This is a genomic window from Pseudomonas sp. EA_65y_Pfl2_P78, from assembly GCF_963970495.1.
Lineage (GTDB): Bacteria > Pseudomonadota > Gammaproteobacteria > Pseudomonadales > Pseudomonadaceae > Aquipseudomonas > Aquipseudomonas baetica_A.
On the sequence record NZ_CAXAON010000005.1, the window covers coordinates 194,992 to 209,495 of the forward strand.

Below are 14,504 nucleotides of genomic sequence, written 5' to 3' on the forward strand. Positions count from 1 at the left end.
GAATTGATCCGGTGGCCCGTTGGCCAGACTCCCTGCGTTGCGATGGTTGTTAAAAAAGAACGAATCAGAATTCGCCGCACTCCATATCCGTGGGGGCAGTAGGCGTTGGGGCCACAAGCCCCACAGCCGGTATTACCTGACAGAGGAAGACTTATGTTCGGTTTAGAGGCACTCGATCTCGCCCGAATTCAGTTCGCGTTCACCGTCTCGTTCCACATCCTGTTCCCGGCCATCACCATTGGGCTGGCGAGTTACCTGGCGGTACTCGAAGGCCTGTGGCTCAAAACCCATAACGACACCTACCGTGACCTTTACCATTTCTGGTCGAAGATCTTTGCCGTCAACTTCGGCATGGGTGTGGTCTCCGGGTTGGTCATGGCTTATCAATTCGGTACCAACTGGAGTCGCTTCTCTGATTTCGCTGGCGCCGTCACCGGGCCGCTGCTGACGTACGAGGTGCTCACGGCGTTCTTCCTTGAGGCCGGTTTCCTCGGGGTGATGCTGTTCGGCTGGAACAAGGTCGGACGTGGCCTGCATTTTTTCTCCACGGTGATGGTGGCCATCGGCACGCTGATTTCAACGTTCTGGATTCTCGCTTCCAATAGCTGGATGCAAACCCCGCAGGGCTTCGAAATCGTCAACGGTCAGGTGATCCCGACCGACTGGTTTGCGATTGTCTTCAACCCCTCGTTCCCGTATCGCCTTATGCACATGGCCACGGCGGCGTTCGTCGCGACCGCTTTTTTTGTCGGCTCCTCGGCGGCCTGGCATTTGCTGCGCGGCAAGGACAATCCGGCCATCCGCACCATGCTGTCGATGGCGATGTGGATGGCGTTGATCGTTGCGCCGATTCAAGCCGTCATCGGTGACTTCCATGGCCTCAACACGCTGGAACATCAGCCGGCGAAAATCGCTGCGATTGAAGGTCACTGGGAAAACAAAGGTGACGAAGCCACACCGCTGATTCTGTTCGGCTGGCCGGACATGAAAGAAGAGAAAACCAAATTCGCCGTTGAGATCCCGTACCTCGGCAGCCTGATCCTGACCCACTCGCTGGACAAGCAGGTGCCGGCGCTCAAGGAGTTCCCGCCGGAGGACCGGCCTAACTCGACCATCGTCTTCTGGTCGTTCCGGGTCATGGTCGGCCTCGGCTTCCTGATGATCTTCACCGGTTTGTGGAGCCTGTGGCTGCGCAAACGCGACACGCTGTATACCTCGCGGCCATTCCTGTACCTGGCGTTGTGGATGGGGCCGTCCGGCCTGATCGCGATCCTCGCGGGCTGGTTCACTACGGAAATCGGTCGTCAACCGTGGGTGGTTTACGGGTTGATGCGCACGACGGATGCGTCCTCCAACCACAGCTTCATGCAGATGAGCATCACGCTGATCATGTTTGTGGTGGTGTATTTCGCGCTGTTCGGTACAGGTCTGGGCTACATGATGCGTCTGGTGCGCAAGGGGCCGATAACCGACGAAGGCAAGGAAACCAACGACGGTGGTCCTGGCCAGAAACGTACGCCGGCCAGGCCGCTGTCGGCGGCTGACGACGATGGCGCCGAGGCTGACCACAGCCCCACCCTGAGCAAGGAGATTTGAATCATGGGTATTGATCTTCCGCTGATCTGGGCCGTGATCATCATCTTCGGCATCATGATGTACGTGGTCATGGACGGCTTCGACCTGGGGATCGGGATTCTCTTCCCGTTCATCCCGGGCAAGACCGACCGTGACGTAATGATGAACACCGTCGCCCCGGTGTGGGACGGTAACGAAACCTGGCTGGTGCTGGGCGGTGCGGCGTTGTTCGGCGCGTTCCCGCTGGCCTATTCGGTGGTGCTGTCGGCGTTGTACCTGCCGCTGATTTTCATGCTGATCGGTCTGATCTTCCGTGGCGTCGCGTTCGAGTTTCGCTTCAAGGCCAAGGACGATAAACGTCATCTCTGGGACAAGGCGTTCATCGGTGGTTCGGTGGCGGCGACGTTCTTCCAGGGCGTGGCGCTCGGTGCGTTCATCGATGGTCTGCCCGTGGTCAATCGGCAGTTCGCCGGTGGCTCACTGGACTGGCTGACGCCGTTCACGCTGTTCTGCGGTGCCGCGTTGGTGGTGGCTTATGCCTTGCTCGGCTGCACCTGGCTGATCATGAAGACCGAAGGCAAGCTGCAAGAGCAGATGCACAACCTGGCGCGGCCGCTGGCCTTCGTGCTGTTGGCGGTGATCGGTATTGTCAGCCTCTGGACACCGCTGGCCCACCCGGAAATCGCAACACGCTGGTTCAGCATGCCGAACCTGTTCTGGTTCATGCCGGTGCCGATTCTGGTGTTGATCACGTTGTACGGCTTGATCCGCGCCGTGGCGCGCAACGCCAACTACATGCCGTTCCTGCTGACCCTGGTGCTGATCTTCCTGGGCTACAGCGGTCTGGGCATCAGCCTGTGGCCGAACATCGTGCCGCCGTCGATCTCGATCTGGGACGCCGCCGCGCCGCCGCAAAGTCAGGGGTTCATGCTGGTGGGTACGTTGTTCATCATCCCGTTCATCCTGGGTTACACCTTCTGGAGCTACTACGTGTTCCGCGGCAAGGTGACTCATGAGGACGGTTATCACTAGTCGTGACCACGAAGGCGTCGCCAGCGGCGCCATCGCCCCCAACCGGAGGATGAAGCAATGCCCGGCAAACATTCCCTGCACGACATCGAAGAGGCTGAAAAAAAACCGCTATGGCAGCGGCTCGGCTGGTTGGCCATGATCTGGGTGGGCAGTGTCGGTGCGCTGTTTATCGTTGCCAGCCTGATGCGCATGTTCATGAACGCCGCAGGCCTGACCACTCACTGAATCACTTCGTCCCGGCGCCTTCGGGTACGGATTTGCAACCCTCCTGACGGAGGGTTTTTTTTCGTCTTGCGGATTACTTGCGGGCCTTGAGAATCACGAACTTCGGCGTTGCCGCCACCTGCTCGACACCCCGGAAAAGTCGCGCCAGTTTGCTGTGGTAACCCAAGTGACGGTTGCCGACGATGTACAGCGCACCACCGACCACCAGCGCTTCGCGAGCCTGCTGAAACATGCGCCAGGCAAGGAAGTCGCCCACCACTTGCTGCTGATGGAACGGCGGATTGCACAGGATCACATCCAGCGATTGCGCTTCCTGCCCGGCCAGACCATCGCCGGCCCGCACGATCACGTCGCGATCTCCCAGCGCGGCGCGCCAGTTCTCGGTGGCCGATTGCACCGCCATGAACGACTCGTCGACCAGCGTGTACTGCGCGTCGGGGTTTTGCAAAGCACTGGCTATCGCCAAAACACCGTTGCCGCAGCCGAGATCGGCAACCCGTGCGCTACCCAGACTCTTGGGCAAATGCGGCAAAAAGGCGCGGGTGCCGATATCCAGGCCTTCACGACAAAACACGTTGGCGTGGTTGAGCAATTCGATAGACGGTGTGTCGAGACGATAACGCGATGGGTAGGGCGACACCGCCGGTGTCTTTGCTTCTGGTGTGGCGATGAGCAATCGGGCTTTTTTCACTGCCAGTGAAGCTTGCACCGGGCCGATGTAACGTTCCAGCAGATCACCGGCAGCGCGTGGCAGATGTTTGACCATCGCCGCAGCGATCACTTGCGCGCCGGGAGCCAGTTGCCCATGCAGGCGAATGAGTTGTTCTTCGAGCAAGGCGAGGGTTTTGGGGACGCGGATCAGCACGCGGTCGAAGGGCCCGACCACAGGCTCGCTGGCCGGAATACCGCAGATCGCATCGAACGCTTGGCCGTTGCGCAGCAAGTTTTTTTCCAGACCTTGAAAACCCAGAAACGAATCACCGCTGCTGGTCACTTGCACCTTGCCCAGCAGGCTGGCGGCCAGTGCGCCGAAGCTGTCGTTGAGCACCAAGATTCGGGTGTCGGCCGTCGGTTGCTGTGCGGCCAGATGGTTGAGCAAGTATTCGTCGGCCGCATCGAAAGCCTGCAGTGGTTCGTTCTGCTGTTCGGGCTGGCGGATCAGGTCGAGTTGGGCGAAGGGCGTATCGAGCAAAGGCATGGGGCGGGGACTCAGGGTGATCAACGGGTATCCCGCAGCCCTGGTGTCATGCGGCGGAACCGATCAAGTGAACTGCAACGCAACAAAGCTTCACGTTATCACTCAGAAAGGCCACAAATGGTACGTTTTTTTCTCCGCAAATACCCGTAAGTTTTAATCCGGATGCATGGCAACGCTTTAGATGATTCCGGCTCTGGCGGCCGCGATGACGGCGGAAATCTTGTTGCAGACGTTGAGTTTCTCGATCACGTTTTGCACGTGATAGTTCACGGTGCGTTCGCTCAGACTGAGGATTTTCGAGATCTCATAAGCTGTTTTTCCACCGGCGGACAATTGCAGAACCTCCAGTTCTCGTGGCGAAAGGTGTGGTTTGTCGGATTTGGCCGGATTCACGGGCAGGGTGCGGGCGAACAGTTCGCTCAAGTGACTCGCGGCGTAGAAGATATAACCAAAGTGCTCGTACAACTCGAGCGGACTGATCGGGCAGTGCTTGCGTGCAAGGCTGATAATGCTGCACAACCCCGTATCTTCATGATGGAACGCCTGGGACCAGCCATATTGCAGTTTGTGCTCCTTTAACGCCTCCCATAGTCGCGGCGTATCTGCAAAGACTGTTTCATTCCATACAATCGGCATGACGGAGTGATTGCAATGCGCTACTACTGGGTCAATTACGCTGAATTTTTGTTGTTCATATTGCTGGTTCCATTCTTTGGGGTAGTTGTTGATATTAAACGCATCAAGATGCACTTCCTGGTCGGGTGACGTGACCGAAATTGCACAGAAATTGAAGCCAAGATTTTCGGCGAATCTGAGCAGAATCGGATAAGCGGCATCTATCCCTTTAGCGAAAGTCAGTTGCCTTAACTGCGACTCCTTCCAAGTTTCCATTAGAAACTCTCCGTTGGTGTTGCATAGGGGGCGCCGAATGGATCCAAAAACCCGGCACGGGTCGAAGTGTAGGATATTTCCTGCGTGTGGTTTTAAATTATTTCGCTCTTGAAGATGTCGGTGTGTTCAGTAAATGTTCTTAGCGACGAAAGATTTTTAACTCATGTGGTCATTCTGGATTTTAACTAAAGGGTGGGTTTTTCGAATGCCATTACCAATCATCGGTGTTTAGACGGGGGGAATTGCGGGACACTGGTGTCAATCGTTTATCGGAGCGCTCCATGACCGCCAGTGCAGAGAAGTACACGGTTCAGACATTGATCGACGTGCAGCCGTTGACCCCCAGTCTATTCACCTTGCGCACCTGTCGTGATGCAGGCTTTCGCTTCCGTGCGGGGCAGTTTGCCAGGCTTGGCGTAACCAGGGCCGATGGCAGCACCGTGTGGCGCGCTTATTCGATGGTGTCGTCACCCTTCGACGAGTTTCTTGAGTTTTTTTCGATCGTGGTACCGGGCGGTGAATTCACCAGTGAATTAAGTCGGCTGCAGATCGGCGATAGCTTGCTGGTGGATCGGCAGGCATTCGGCTATCTGACCCTTGATCGCTTCGTCGACGGTCGGGACCTGTGGTTGTTATCCACAGGCACGGGGGTGGCGCCTTTTCTGTCGATTCTGCAGGACTTCGAGGTCTGGGAAAAATTCGAACGGATCATTCTGGTGTACAGCGTGCGCGAAGTGCGGGAGTTAGCGTATCAGCCGCTTATTGCCGGGCTGGCGCAACGTGAATACCTGAGCGAGCACGCACACAAGTTGCAATTCATCCCGACAGTCACGCGACAAGCGCATCCCGGCGCGCTGAGCGGTCGCATCACTGCGCTGATCGAGAACGGAGAGCTTGAGCGTGTCGCGGGTGTCGAGCTATCTGCAGAACACTCGCGGGTCATGTTGTGTGGCAATCCGCAGATGATCGACGACACTCGTGCACTGTTGAAAAAACGGGGGATGAGCTTAAGCCTCACTCGCCGCCCTGGCCAGGTGGCCGTGGAAAACTACTGGTAAACAAACGGCGCCCGAAGGCGCCGTTGTTTATCGCGTGCAACGTTCAGGGCTGATTGTTCTGGGCCTTGAGCAGATCGCGGATCTCGCCCAGCAATTCTTCTTCTTTGGTTGGCACCGGAGGCAGGGTCGGGGCCACGGCTTCTTCGCGTTTGAGGCGGTTGATGGCTTTGACGCCCATGAAGATCGCGAAGGCGACGATTATGAAGTCGAGCACGGTCTGAATGAATTTGCCGTAAGCCATCACTACCGCAGGGGCGCTGCCCTCGGCGGCTTTCAGCGTAATGGTCAGGTCACTGAAGTCGACACCACCGATCAGCAGGCCGATCGGCGGCATGATCACGTCACCGACAAACGACGAAACGATTTTGCCGAAGGCGGCACCGATGATGATACCGACGGCCATGTCGACCACATTGCCTTTGACCGCGAAGGCCTTGAACTCGCTTAGCACGCCCATAGGTTATTTCCTTGTTACAGATGAGTTTGGTGTACGCAGTGTAAATCAGCAAAACGCGTCCTGCGCGAAACACCTTCTTACAATGCCCGTTTTTATCGACACACTAATCGACGATTAGTTTGCAAAGTGCCACTAATCGCGCGCGAAATACGCCGTAACACCATGAAAAGGAAGAAAAATCTATCAATCATCGAGTTACGAACTTTCTATTTATGTTCGCCGGTTTTGCCCTCTAGCCTCTGTTTGGCGCACCTGGATGCGCCCAAAAAACCAGAGGAACCTGATATGACTTCCACGCTTGGCTTAGGGGCTTTTCCCCATCGCCGCACCCTTGGCGTACTCACCGCCAGCCTTCTGACCTTCTCCGTGCATGCCGCGCCCCTGACCCGGGATAACGGCGCAGCGGTGGGTGACAATCAGAATTCGCAGACTGCCGGTGCCAATGGCCCGGTGCTGCTGCAGGATGTGCAACTGATCCAGAAGCTGCAGCGTTTCGACCGCGAGCGCATTCCCGAGCGTGTGGTACATGCACGCGGCGCTGGCGCCCACGGCACTTTCACGGTCACCAATGACCTCAGTGACCTGAGCAAGGCCAAGGTCTTTGCCGCCGGCCAGAGCACGCCGGTTTTCGTGCGTTTTTCCGCCGTGGTGCACGGTAATCACTCCCCGGAAACCCTGCGCGACCCGCGCGGTTTCGCCACCAAGTTCTACACCGCCGATGGCAACTGGGATCTGGTGGGCAACAACTTCCCGACGTTCTTCATTCGCGATGCGATCAAGTTCCCGGACATGGTGCACGCCTTCAAACCTGATCCGCGTACCAACCTTGATGACGACTCTCGCCGGTTCGACTTCTTCTCCCATGTACCGGAAGCCACGCGCACGCTGACCGAGTTGTATTCCAACTCAGGCACGCCAGCCAGTTATCGGGAAATGGACGGCAACGGCGTACATGCTTATAAGTTGATCAATTCAAAAGGTGAAGTGCATTACGTAAAGTTTCACTGGAAGAGTTTGCAAGGCATAAAGAATCTGGCGCCTAAAGAAGTGACGAAAGTTCAAGGTCAGGACTACAGTCATATGACCAATGACTTGGTGACAAACATCAATAAAGGCAATTTTCCGAAGTGGGACTTGTACATTCAGGTTCTGAAACCGCAAGACTTGTCCAAGTTTGATTTCGATCCGCTGGATGCAACCAAGATCTGGCCGGGTATTCCAGAGCGAAAAGTTGGACAAATGGTACTGAACCGTAATCCGGCAAACGTGTTTCAGGAAACCGAACAAGTTGCCATGGCGCCGGCCAATGTTGTGCCGGGTATCGAGCCGTCGGAAGACCGTTTATTGCAAGGCCGAGTATTCTCTTATGCCGACACGCAAATGTATCGCCTGGGTGCCAACGCCCTGCAACTACCGATCAACGCGCCAAAAGTTGCGGTGAATAATGGCAATCAGGACGGTGCGATGAATGGGGGTGCCAGCCACTCCGGCGTGAACTATCAGCCGAGCCGTTTGCAACCGCGCGAAGAGACGCAAAGCGCGCGTTACAGCCCATCGGCGCTATCGGGCAGCACCCAGCAGGCGAAAATTCAGCGTGAGCAGAACTTCAGGCAGGCCGGCGATCTGTATCGCTCGTTCAGCAAAAAGGAACGTCGTGATCTGATCGACAGCTTTGGCGGCTCGCTGGCCACCACTGATGACGAGAGCAAGCACATCATCCTGTCCTTCCTTTATAAGGCTGATCCCGAATACGGCACCGGCGTGACTAAAGTGGCCATGGGCGACCTGAGCCGAGTCAAGGCGCTGGCGGCCAAACTGGTCGACTGATTCAGCGTTGATGCGACGCGGGGTCTGAATCCGGGCCTCGTTTCGCTCAAGGAGAGTGCTTATGCGTATCTGTCTTTTGTGGCTATCGGGTTGTCTGTCGTTCGCCGCGTGGGCGGCCTCCCCTGAACAGGGGCCCGACGCGATCAAGGCTCAACTTCAGGATTACTATTTCGACGCGGCCCGACGCGGCGACGTACCGATGCTGGACACCTTCATCGAGTCCGGTTACTCCCTCGATACCCGCGACAGCAAGGGTTACACCGCGCTGATTCTGGCGGCGTATCACGGTCAGGCGCCGGCGGTTGAAAGGTTGCTCGCCGCCGGGGCCGATGCCTGTGCTCAGGATCAACGCGGTAACACGGCGTTGATGGGGGCGATTTTCAAGGGCGAGTTGCAGATTGCTCGCCGCCTGATGGCGACCGACTGCAGCCCCGACCAGCGTAACGGCGCCGGGCAGACGGCAGCCATGTACGCCGGATTGTTCAAACGCCTTGAGTTGCTCGACGCACTCAAGGCCAAAGGTGCCGACCTGAATGCCGAAGATCCGCTGGGCAACAGCCCCACGCGTCTGGCCGGCGGAGAAATCCGCACCGCCGCGCCGCGCTGATCGGTGATGGCTGCGTTATCATCGCGGTTTTGCCCCGGGGGTTCAGATGGCCAAGGCCAAGCGCATGTACGGCTGCACCGAGTGCGGCGCCACTTTTCCCAAATGGGCCGGCCAGTGCGGTGAGTGTGGTGCCTGGAACACCCTGACTGAAACCATGATCGAAAGCGGCGGGGCCACCGCGCCCACCGGTCGTACCGGTTGGGCCGGGCAGCAGGCGCAGATCAAGACGCTGGCCGAAGTCAGCATTGAAGAGATTCCGCGGTTTTCCACCGCGTCGGGCGAACTCGATCGCGTGCTCGGCGGCGGTCTGGTAGATGGTTCGGTGGTGCTGATTGGCGGCGATCCGGGGATCGGCAAATCGACAATTCTGTTGCAGACCCTGTGTAACCTTGCCAAGAGCATGCCGGCGCTGTACGTCACCGGCGAAGAGTCCCAGCAACAAGTGGCCATGCGCGCGCGCCGTCTCGGCTTGCCCCAGGATCAACTGCGGGTGATGACTGAAACCTGTATCGAAACCATCATCGCCACCGCCCGTCAGGAAAAACCCAAGGTGATGGTGATCGACTCGATCCAGACGATCTTCACCGAACAATTGCAGTCGGCGCCTGGTGGTGTCTCCCAGGTGCGGGAGAGTGCGGCGCTGCTGGTGCGTTATGCCAAGCAAAGCGGCACGGCGATTTTCCTTGTCGGTCATGTCACCAAGGAGGGCGCGCTTGCCGGGCCTCGCGTGCTGGAGCACATGGTCGATACGGTGCTGTATTTCGAAGGCGAGTCCGACGGACGCTTGCGGTTGTTGCGCGCGGTGAAGAACCGTTTTGGCGCGGTCAATGAGTTGGGCGTGTTCGGCATGACCGACAAGGGGTTGAAAGAAGTCTCTAATCCTTCGGCGATTTTTCTGACGCGTGCTCAGGAAGAAGTCCCGGGCAGCGTGGTGATGGCAACGTGGGAAGGCACTCGGCCGATGTTGGTGGAAGTGCAGGCGTTGGTCGATGACAGCCACTTGGCCAACCCGCGCCGGGTAACGTTGGGGCTGGATCAGAACCGGTTGGCGATGTTACTGGCGGTTTTGCATCGGCACGGCGGTATTCCGACTCACGATCAGGACGTGTTTCTCAATGTGGTCGGCGGGGTGAAGGTGCTGGAGACGGCCTCTGACCTGGCATTGATGGCGGCGGTGATGTCGAGCTTGCGTAATCGGCCATTGCCCCATGATCTGCTGGTGTTTGGTGAAGTAGGCTTGTCTGGCGAAGTGCGTCCGGTGCCGAGTGGGCAGGAACGTTTGAAGGAAGCGGCCAAGCATGGCTTCAAACGGGCGATCGTGCCCAAGGGTAATGCGCCGAAGGAGTCACCGCCGGGGCTGCAGATCATCGCCGTGACCCGCCTGGAACAGGCCCTCGACGCGCTCTTCGAATAAACACTCAGCACCTTGGTGGGAGCGGTAGTGGCTTCTAGATTTCGATCAGAGCGCCCAACTCGCGCTCCAGCTCCTGCGGATCGCCCAGGTTGAACTCAATCAAGCGCCGCAGGCGTTCGATGGACTCCAGGTTGATGTGCTTGCAGACGAAGCCGAGCTGGCCATGGTCGTCATGGGTCAGTTGCGCATCCATCTTGATGACGACCTCATCGTTGAGATGGATATCGACCAGGAAATGCCGCTCCCGATCACCTGGCCACGGCTCAGGCTTTTCGATCAACAGACCCTTTAACGACAGGTCGATCAACTTCACTGGCCAGATGTACTCACCCTGTCTCAGCTCGGTTTTGGCATCGAACGCGATGCGTTTGAAACGGCGACGCTCGTCAGGTTGTTCGCTCATGGCGCAATCCTCCGGATGTTCGCTGACTATAGACCCGCATTCTTCAACCGTGCCAGTGCAGACAAGCGTCTAGACCAACGTCGGGGTATGGCCTTTGTCGCCAGTAGCGCTAAACTCGGGGTGGCTGTCTTTCTTGTCCACCCTGGCTGGAATAAAAAAATGAAAAATAATAATAGCCTGCTACGCCACTTACCCTGGCTAGTGCTGGCAATCGTAGGAGCGTGCGCCCTGGGCGTAGTGGCATTGCGCCGAGGCGAGGCGATCAACGCCTTGTGGATTGTGGTCGCTGCCGTGGCCATTTATCTGGTTGCGTATCGTTACTACAGCCTGTTCATCGCGAACAATGTGATGCAACTCGATGCGCGTCGGGCCACCCCCGCCGTGCTCAACAACGACGGTCTGGACTACGTTCCAACCAACAAACACATTCTCTTCGGTCACCACTTCGCGGCCATTGCTGGCGCGGGGCCGTTGGTCGGCCCGGTATTGGCAGCGCAGATGGGGTATTTGCCCGGCACGCTTTGGCTGATTGCCGGTGTGGTGCTGGCGGGCGCGGTGCAGGACTTCATGGTGCTGTTCATGTCGACCCGCCGCAACGGCCGATCCCTGGGCGACATGGTGCGTGAAGAAATGGGCCGCATTCCCGGCACCATCGCACTGTTCGGCTGCTTCCTGATCATGATCATCATCCTTGCGGTGCTGGCGCTGATCGTGGTGAAAGCGCTGGCGGAGAGCCCGTGGGGCATCTTCACCGTGATGGCGACCATCCCGATCGCGATGTTCATGGGCATCTACATGCGCTACATCCGTCCGGGTCGCATCGGCGAGATTTCGGTGATTGGCGTGGTGCTGCTGCTCGGTTCGATCTGGCTGGGCGGGCAGATTGCCGCTGATCCGGTGTGGGCCAAGGCCTTCAGTTTCACCGGCATTCAAATCACCTGGATGCTGATCGGTTACGGCTTCGTGGCGGCGGTTCTGCCGGTATGGCTGATCCTTGCGCCGCGTGACTACCTGTCGACCTTCCTCAAGATCGGTACGATCATCGCGTTGGCGATTGGCATTCTGGTGACCATGCCTGAGCTGAAAATGCCGGCATTGACCCAGTTCGTCGACGGCACCGGCCCTGTGTGGAAGGGCGGTCTGTTCCCGTTCCTGTTCATCACCATTGCCTGTGGTGCGGTGTCGGGTTTCCACGCGCTGATCTCCTCCGGCACCACGCCGAAGCTGCTGGATAACGAAACCAACGCCCGTTACATCGGTTACGGCGGCATGCTGATGGAATCGTTCGTCGCCATCATGGCCATGGTGGCGGCTTCGGTGATCGAACCGGGCGTCTACTTCGCCATGAACAGCCCGGCCGCCGTGGTGGGTGGGGATGTTGCGTCAGTGGCGCAGATGGTCAGCAGTTGGGGCTTTGCGATCACGCCTGAGGCGCTGCAAGCCGTCGCCCATGACATCGGTGAAACCACCATTCTGGCCCGTGCCGGTGGTGCGCCGACCCTGGCGGTGGGGATCGCGCAAATCCTGCACAGTGTCCTGCCGGGTGAAAACACCATGGCGTTCTGGTACCACTTTGCGATCCTGTTCGAAGCGCTGTTCATCCTTACCGCTGTGGACGCTGGCACCCGTGCCGGACGTTTCATGCTCCAGGATCTGCTGGGCTCTTTCGTTCCGGCGCTCAAGCGTACCGAGTCGTGGACGGCCAACCTGATTGCCACCGCCGGTTGTGTGGCAATGTGGGGCTGGTTGCTGTACCAAGGCGTGATCGATCCACTGGGCGGCATCAACACCTTGTGGCCGCTGTTCGGTATCTCCAACCAGATGCTGGCCGGTATCGCGCTGATGCTCGGCACTGTGGTTCTGATCAAAATGAAGCGTCAGCGCTACATTTGGGTCACGCTGCTGCCAGCCACCTGGCTGCTGATCTGCACCACGACGGCGGGTTTCATCAAACTGTTCGACGCCAACCCGGCAATCGGTTTCCTGTCGCTGGCCAAGAAGTACAGCGATGCCTTGGCCAACGGTCAGATTATTGCCCCGGCCAAGAGCATCGATCAGATGCAGCACGTCATTTTCAATGCTTACACCAATGCCACGCTGACCGCGCTGTTCCTGTTCGTGGTATTCAGCATCCTGTTCTATGCGCTCAAAGTCGGCATCGCCGCCTGGGGCAAAAAAGAGCGTACGGATAAAGAATCGCCATTCCAGGCTCTGCCGGATGCGTAACCAGAGGATTGCACCATGTTCAATGACCTGAGTCGCCTCGGTAAATACCTCGGTCAGGCTGCGCGCTTGATGGTCGGCATGCCCGACTACGACACCTACGTCGAGCATATGCAAACCAAGCACCCGGACAAACCGGTGATGAGCTACGAGATGTTCTTCCGCGAACGTCAGGAAGCCCGTTACGGTGGCAAGGGTGGGCCCAAGTGCTGTTGAGCTGACAGCCTGAGGTTGCTGCAATCCCCCTGTGGGAGCGGGCTTGCTCGCGAAAGCGCAGTGTCAGTTGATGATTGTTCTGACTGATGCACCGTCTTCGCGAGCAAGTCCGCTCCCACATTTGTTTTGTGTTTCTTTTAAGGAGATCGAGTTTTGTCCTCTCCCATTCCGGTCACGGTACTCAGTGGTTTCCTCGGTGCCGGCAAAACCACCTTGCTGCGCCATCTATTGAAAGCCGAGCACGGCCTGAAAATCGCCGTGATCGAAAACGAATTCAGCGACGCCGGCATCGACACGCAGTTGCTGGGCGACGAGCCGGTGCAAGTCATGACCCTGGCCAATGGCTGCGTCTGCTGCACCATCCACACCGATCTGACCAAAGCGCTGTACCTGCTGCTCGAACGGTTGGATAGCGGCGAAATCGCTTTCGACCGCCTGGTGATCGAATGCACCGGTCTGGCCGATCCGGCGCCAGTCGCGCAAACCTTCTTCATTGATGAAGAATTGCGTGAGCGCTACATTCTCGACGGCATCATCACACTGGTCGACGCGGCCCACGCCGAGCAGCACCTGACCCAGACCATCGCCCAGGCGCAGATCGGTTTTGCCGACCGCTTGCTGGTGAGCAAGACCGATCTGGTGGATTCGGCTGCGTTCACCGCGCTGAGCGAACGGCTGACGCGGATCAACCGTCGTGCACCGATTCGTGTGGTCGAACACGGCAATATCGATCTGGCCGAGTTGCTCGATGTGCGCGGCTTCAACCTCAATGCCGACCTGGGTGGCGGGCTGAGTCTGCGGCCGGTGAGCCAGGCGCCGTCCATCGACCGCATCTGCAGTCTGGTGCTGCGCACTGAGCAACCGCTGGATATCGATCAGCTCAGTGAATTCATGAATGAATTGCTGGAGGCGCACGGCAAGCAATTGCTGCGCTACAAAGGCGTGCTGCACATTGCCGGTGAAGATCGACGGTTGGTGTTTCAGGGCGTTTTGAAACTCTACGGTTTCGACTGGGATACGGAGTGGGCCGAGGGTGAGGCGCGGGACAGTGTGATCGTGTTTATTGCCGATGATTTGCCGGAAGAGAAAATTCGGGCGGGGTTTGCCAGGGTGGCGGCGCAAGGCTAAATGTTTGCGCAGGCATTAAGGGCCTCTTCGCGAACAAGCCCGCTCCCACAGGTTATGGGGTTGGTCACAAAATCTGTGGTCACCCTCAATCACTGTTGGGGCGGGCCCGCGATGGCGATCATCGAGACTGTCAGAAATTTTGTGTTCGGGCATAACATGTTGAAAAGGAGCATGTATGCCGACCAAAAAGAAACCGGCCTCGGAGGTCAAACCCCAGTTTCCTTCGATCCCGAAAGAGCTGATTGATCAG

Annotated in this window: 14 protein-coding genes; 10 read left to right on the plus strand and 4 right to left on the minus strand. The window is 57.9% G+C overall.

Translation table 11 applies throughout. From position 1 onward, the window contains the following. Positions 1-153 precede the first annotated feature (153 nt). Genes AACY02_RS07590 through AACY02_RS07600 form a run of 3 tightly spaced genes read left to right on the plus strand, consistent with a single transcriptional unit; the run spans position 154 to position 2,832 of the window. On the plus strand, positions 154-1,596 hold the full coding sequence (locus AACY02_RS07590) for a cytochrome ubiquinol oxidase subunit I (protein ID WP_339431409.1): 1,443 nt from the start codon (positions 154-156) through the stop codon (positions 1,594-1,596). 3 nt (positions 1,597-1,599) lie between these two features. Next, positions 1,600-2,607, plus strand: a complete 1,008-nt coding sequence (gene cydB / locus AACY02_RS07595; RefSeq protein WP_339431410.1) for a cytochrome d ubiquinol oxidase subunit II — start codon at positions 1,600-1,602, stop codon at positions 2,605-2,607. A gap of 57 nt (positions 2,608-2,664) precedes the next feature. Continuing rightward, positions 2,665-2,832 carry a DUF2474 domain-containing protein gene (locus AACY02_RS07600; RefSeq protein ID WP_221730131.1) on the plus strand — a complete coding sequence of 56 codons (168 nt, stop codon included), beginning with the start codon at positions 2,665-2,667 and terminating at the stop codon, positions 2,830-2,832. A gap of 73 nt (positions 2,833-2,905) precedes the next feature. On the opposite strand, the gene AACY02_RS07605 is transcribed toward AACY02_RS07600, so the two are convergent. Both AACY02_RS07605 and AACY02_RS07610 read right to left on the minus strand, forming a co-directional pair. Further along, positions 2,906-4,030 carry a class I SAM-dependent methyltransferase gene (locus tag AACY02_RS07605; RefSeq protein WP_339431411.1) on the minus strand — a complete coding sequence of 375 codons (1,125 nt, stop codon included), beginning with the start codon at positions 4,028-4,030 and terminating at the stop codon, positions 2,906-2,908. Between the two features lie 177 nt (positions 4,031-4,207). Next, complete coding sequence (locus tag AACY02_RS07610; RefSeq protein WP_339431412.1) at positions 4,208-4,921, minus strand: autoinducer binding domain-containing protein; 714 nt, start codon at positions 4,919-4,921, stop codon at positions 4,208-4,210. A gap of 281 nt (positions 4,922-5,202) precedes the next feature. Between AACY02_RS07610 and AACY02_RS07615 the strand changes: the two genes are divergently transcribed. After that, positions 5,203-5,979 carry a ferredoxin--NADP reductase gene (locus AACY02_RS07615; RefSeq protein WP_339431413.1) on the plus strand — a complete coding sequence of 259 codons (777 nt, stop codon included), beginning with the start codon at positions 5,203-5,205 and terminating at the stop codon, positions 5,977-5,979. A 43-nt stretch (positions 5,980-6,022) separates the two neighbouring features. On the opposite strand, the gene mscL is transcribed toward AACY02_RS07615, so the two are convergent. Further along, positions 6,023-6,436, minus strand: coding sequence for a large-conductance mechanosensitive channel protein MscL (gene mscL / locus AACY02_RS07620; protein WP_339431414.1), 414 nt, complete (start codon positions 6,434-6,436; stop codon positions 6,023-6,025). 285 nt (positions 6,437-6,721) lie between these two features. Here mscL and katB point away from each other — a divergent pair, with 285 nt between their 5' ends. The 3 genes from katB (at position 6,722) to radA (ending at position 10,284) form a co-directional block, all read left to right on the plus strand. Continuing rightward, positions 6,722-8,263 (plus strand): catalase KatB, encoded by a 1,542-nt coding sequence (gene katB / locus AACY02_RS07625; protein WP_339431415.1) that lies wholly within the window; start codon positions 6,722-6,724, stop codon positions 8,261-8,263. 61 nt (positions 8,264-8,324) lie between these two features. Further along, positions 8,325-8,870 carry an ankyrin repeat domain-containing protein gene (locus AACY02_RS07630; RefSeq protein ID WP_339431416.1) on the plus strand — a complete coding sequence of 182 codons (546 nt, stop codon included), beginning with the start codon at positions 8,325-8,327 and terminating at the stop codon, positions 8,868-8,870. 46 nt (positions 8,871-8,916) lie between these two features. Continuing rightward, positions 8,917-10,284, plus strand: coding sequence for a DNA repair protein RadA (gene radA / locus AACY02_RS07635; protein WP_007909773.1), 1,368 nt, complete (start codon positions 8,917-8,919; stop codon positions 10,282-10,284). Between the two features lie 34 nt (positions 10,285-10,318). Here the strand turns inward: radA and AACY02_RS07640 are convergent, their stop codons facing one another. Then, positions 10,319-10,687: a PilZ domain-containing protein gene (locus AACY02_RS07640; RefSeq protein ID WP_339431417.1), complete on the minus strand. Its 369-nt coding sequence runs from the start codon at positions 10,685-10,687 to the stop codon at positions 10,319-10,321. Between the two features lie 159 nt (positions 10,688-10,846). Between AACY02_RS07640 and AACY02_RS07645 the strand changes: the two genes are divergently transcribed. From AACY02_RS07645 to yjiA, 3 genes are all read left to right on the plus strand, one after another. Continuing rightward, positions 10,847-12,913: a carbon starvation CstA family protein gene (locus tag AACY02_RS07645; RefSeq protein WP_221730122.1), complete on the plus strand. Its 2,067-nt coding sequence runs from the start codon at positions 10,847-10,849 to the stop codon at positions 12,911-12,913. 15 nt (positions 12,914-12,928) lie between these two features. Beyond that, positions 12,929-13,126, plus strand: coding sequence for a YbdD/YjiX family protein (locus AACY02_RS07650; protein ID WP_003228401.1), 198 nt, complete (start codon positions 12,929-12,931; stop codon positions 13,124-13,126). A gap of 153 nt (positions 13,127-13,279) precedes the next feature. Then, complete coding sequence (gene yjiA, locus AACY02_RS07655) at positions 13,280-14,254, plus strand: GTPase (RefSeq protein ID WP_339431418.1); 975 nt, start codon at positions 13,280-13,282, stop codon at positions 14,252-14,254. The last annotated feature ends 250 nt before the right edge of the window (positions 14,255-14,504 follow it).

Bases quoted from the DNA above. Each gene is read 5' to 3' on its own strand.
- AACY02_RS07590 (WP_339431409.1), top strand. From the start codon at position 154: ATGTTCGGTTTAGAGGCACTCGATCTCGCCCGAATTCAGTTCGCGTTC.
- cydB (WP_339431410.1), top strand. From the start codon at position 1,600: ATGGGTATTGATCTTCCGCTGATCTGGGCCGTGATCATCATCTTCGGC.
- AACY02_RS07600 (WP_221730131.1), top strand. From the start codon at position 2,665: ATGCCCGGCAAACATTCCCTGCACGACATCGAAGAGGCTGAAAAAAAA.
- AACY02_RS07605 (WP_339431411.1), bottom strand. From the start codon at position 4,030: ATGCCTTTGCTCGATACGCCCTTCGCCCAACTCGACCTGATCCGCCAG.
- AACY02_RS07610 (WP_339431412.1), bottom strand. From the start codon at position 4,921: ATGGAAACTTGGAAGGAGTCGCAGTTAAGGCAACTGACTTTCGCTAAA.
- AACY02_RS07615 (WP_339431413.1), top strand. From the start codon at position 5,203: ATGACCGCCAGTGCAGAGAAGTACACGGTTCAGACATTGATCGACGTG.
- mscL (WP_339431414.1), bottom strand. From the start codon at position 6,436: ATGGGCGTGCTAAGCGAGTTCAAGGCCTTCGCGGTCAAAGGCAATGTG.
- katB (WP_339431415.1), top strand. From the start codon at position 6,722: ATGACTTCCACGCTTGGCTTAGGGGCTTTTCCCCATCGCCGCACCCTT.
- AACY02_RS07630 (WP_339431416.1), top strand. From the start codon at position 8,325: ATGCGTATCTGTCTTTTGTGGCTATCGGGTTGTCTGTCGTTCGCCGCG.
- radA (WP_007909773.1), top strand. From the start codon at position 8,917: ATGGCCAAGGCCAAGCGCATGTACGGCTGCACCGAGTGCGGCGCCACT.
- AACY02_RS07640 (WP_339431417.1), bottom strand. From the start codon at position 10,687: ATGAGCGAACAACCTGACGAGCGTCGCCGTTTCAAACGCATCGCGTTC.
- AACY02_RS07645 (WP_221730122.1), top strand. From the start codon at position 10,847: ATGAAAAATAATAATAGCCTGCTACGCCACTTACCCTGGCTAGTGCTG.
- AACY02_RS07650 (WP_003228401.1), top strand. From the start codon at position 12,929: ATGTTCAATGACCTGAGTCGCCTCGGTAAATACCTCGGTCAGGCTGCG.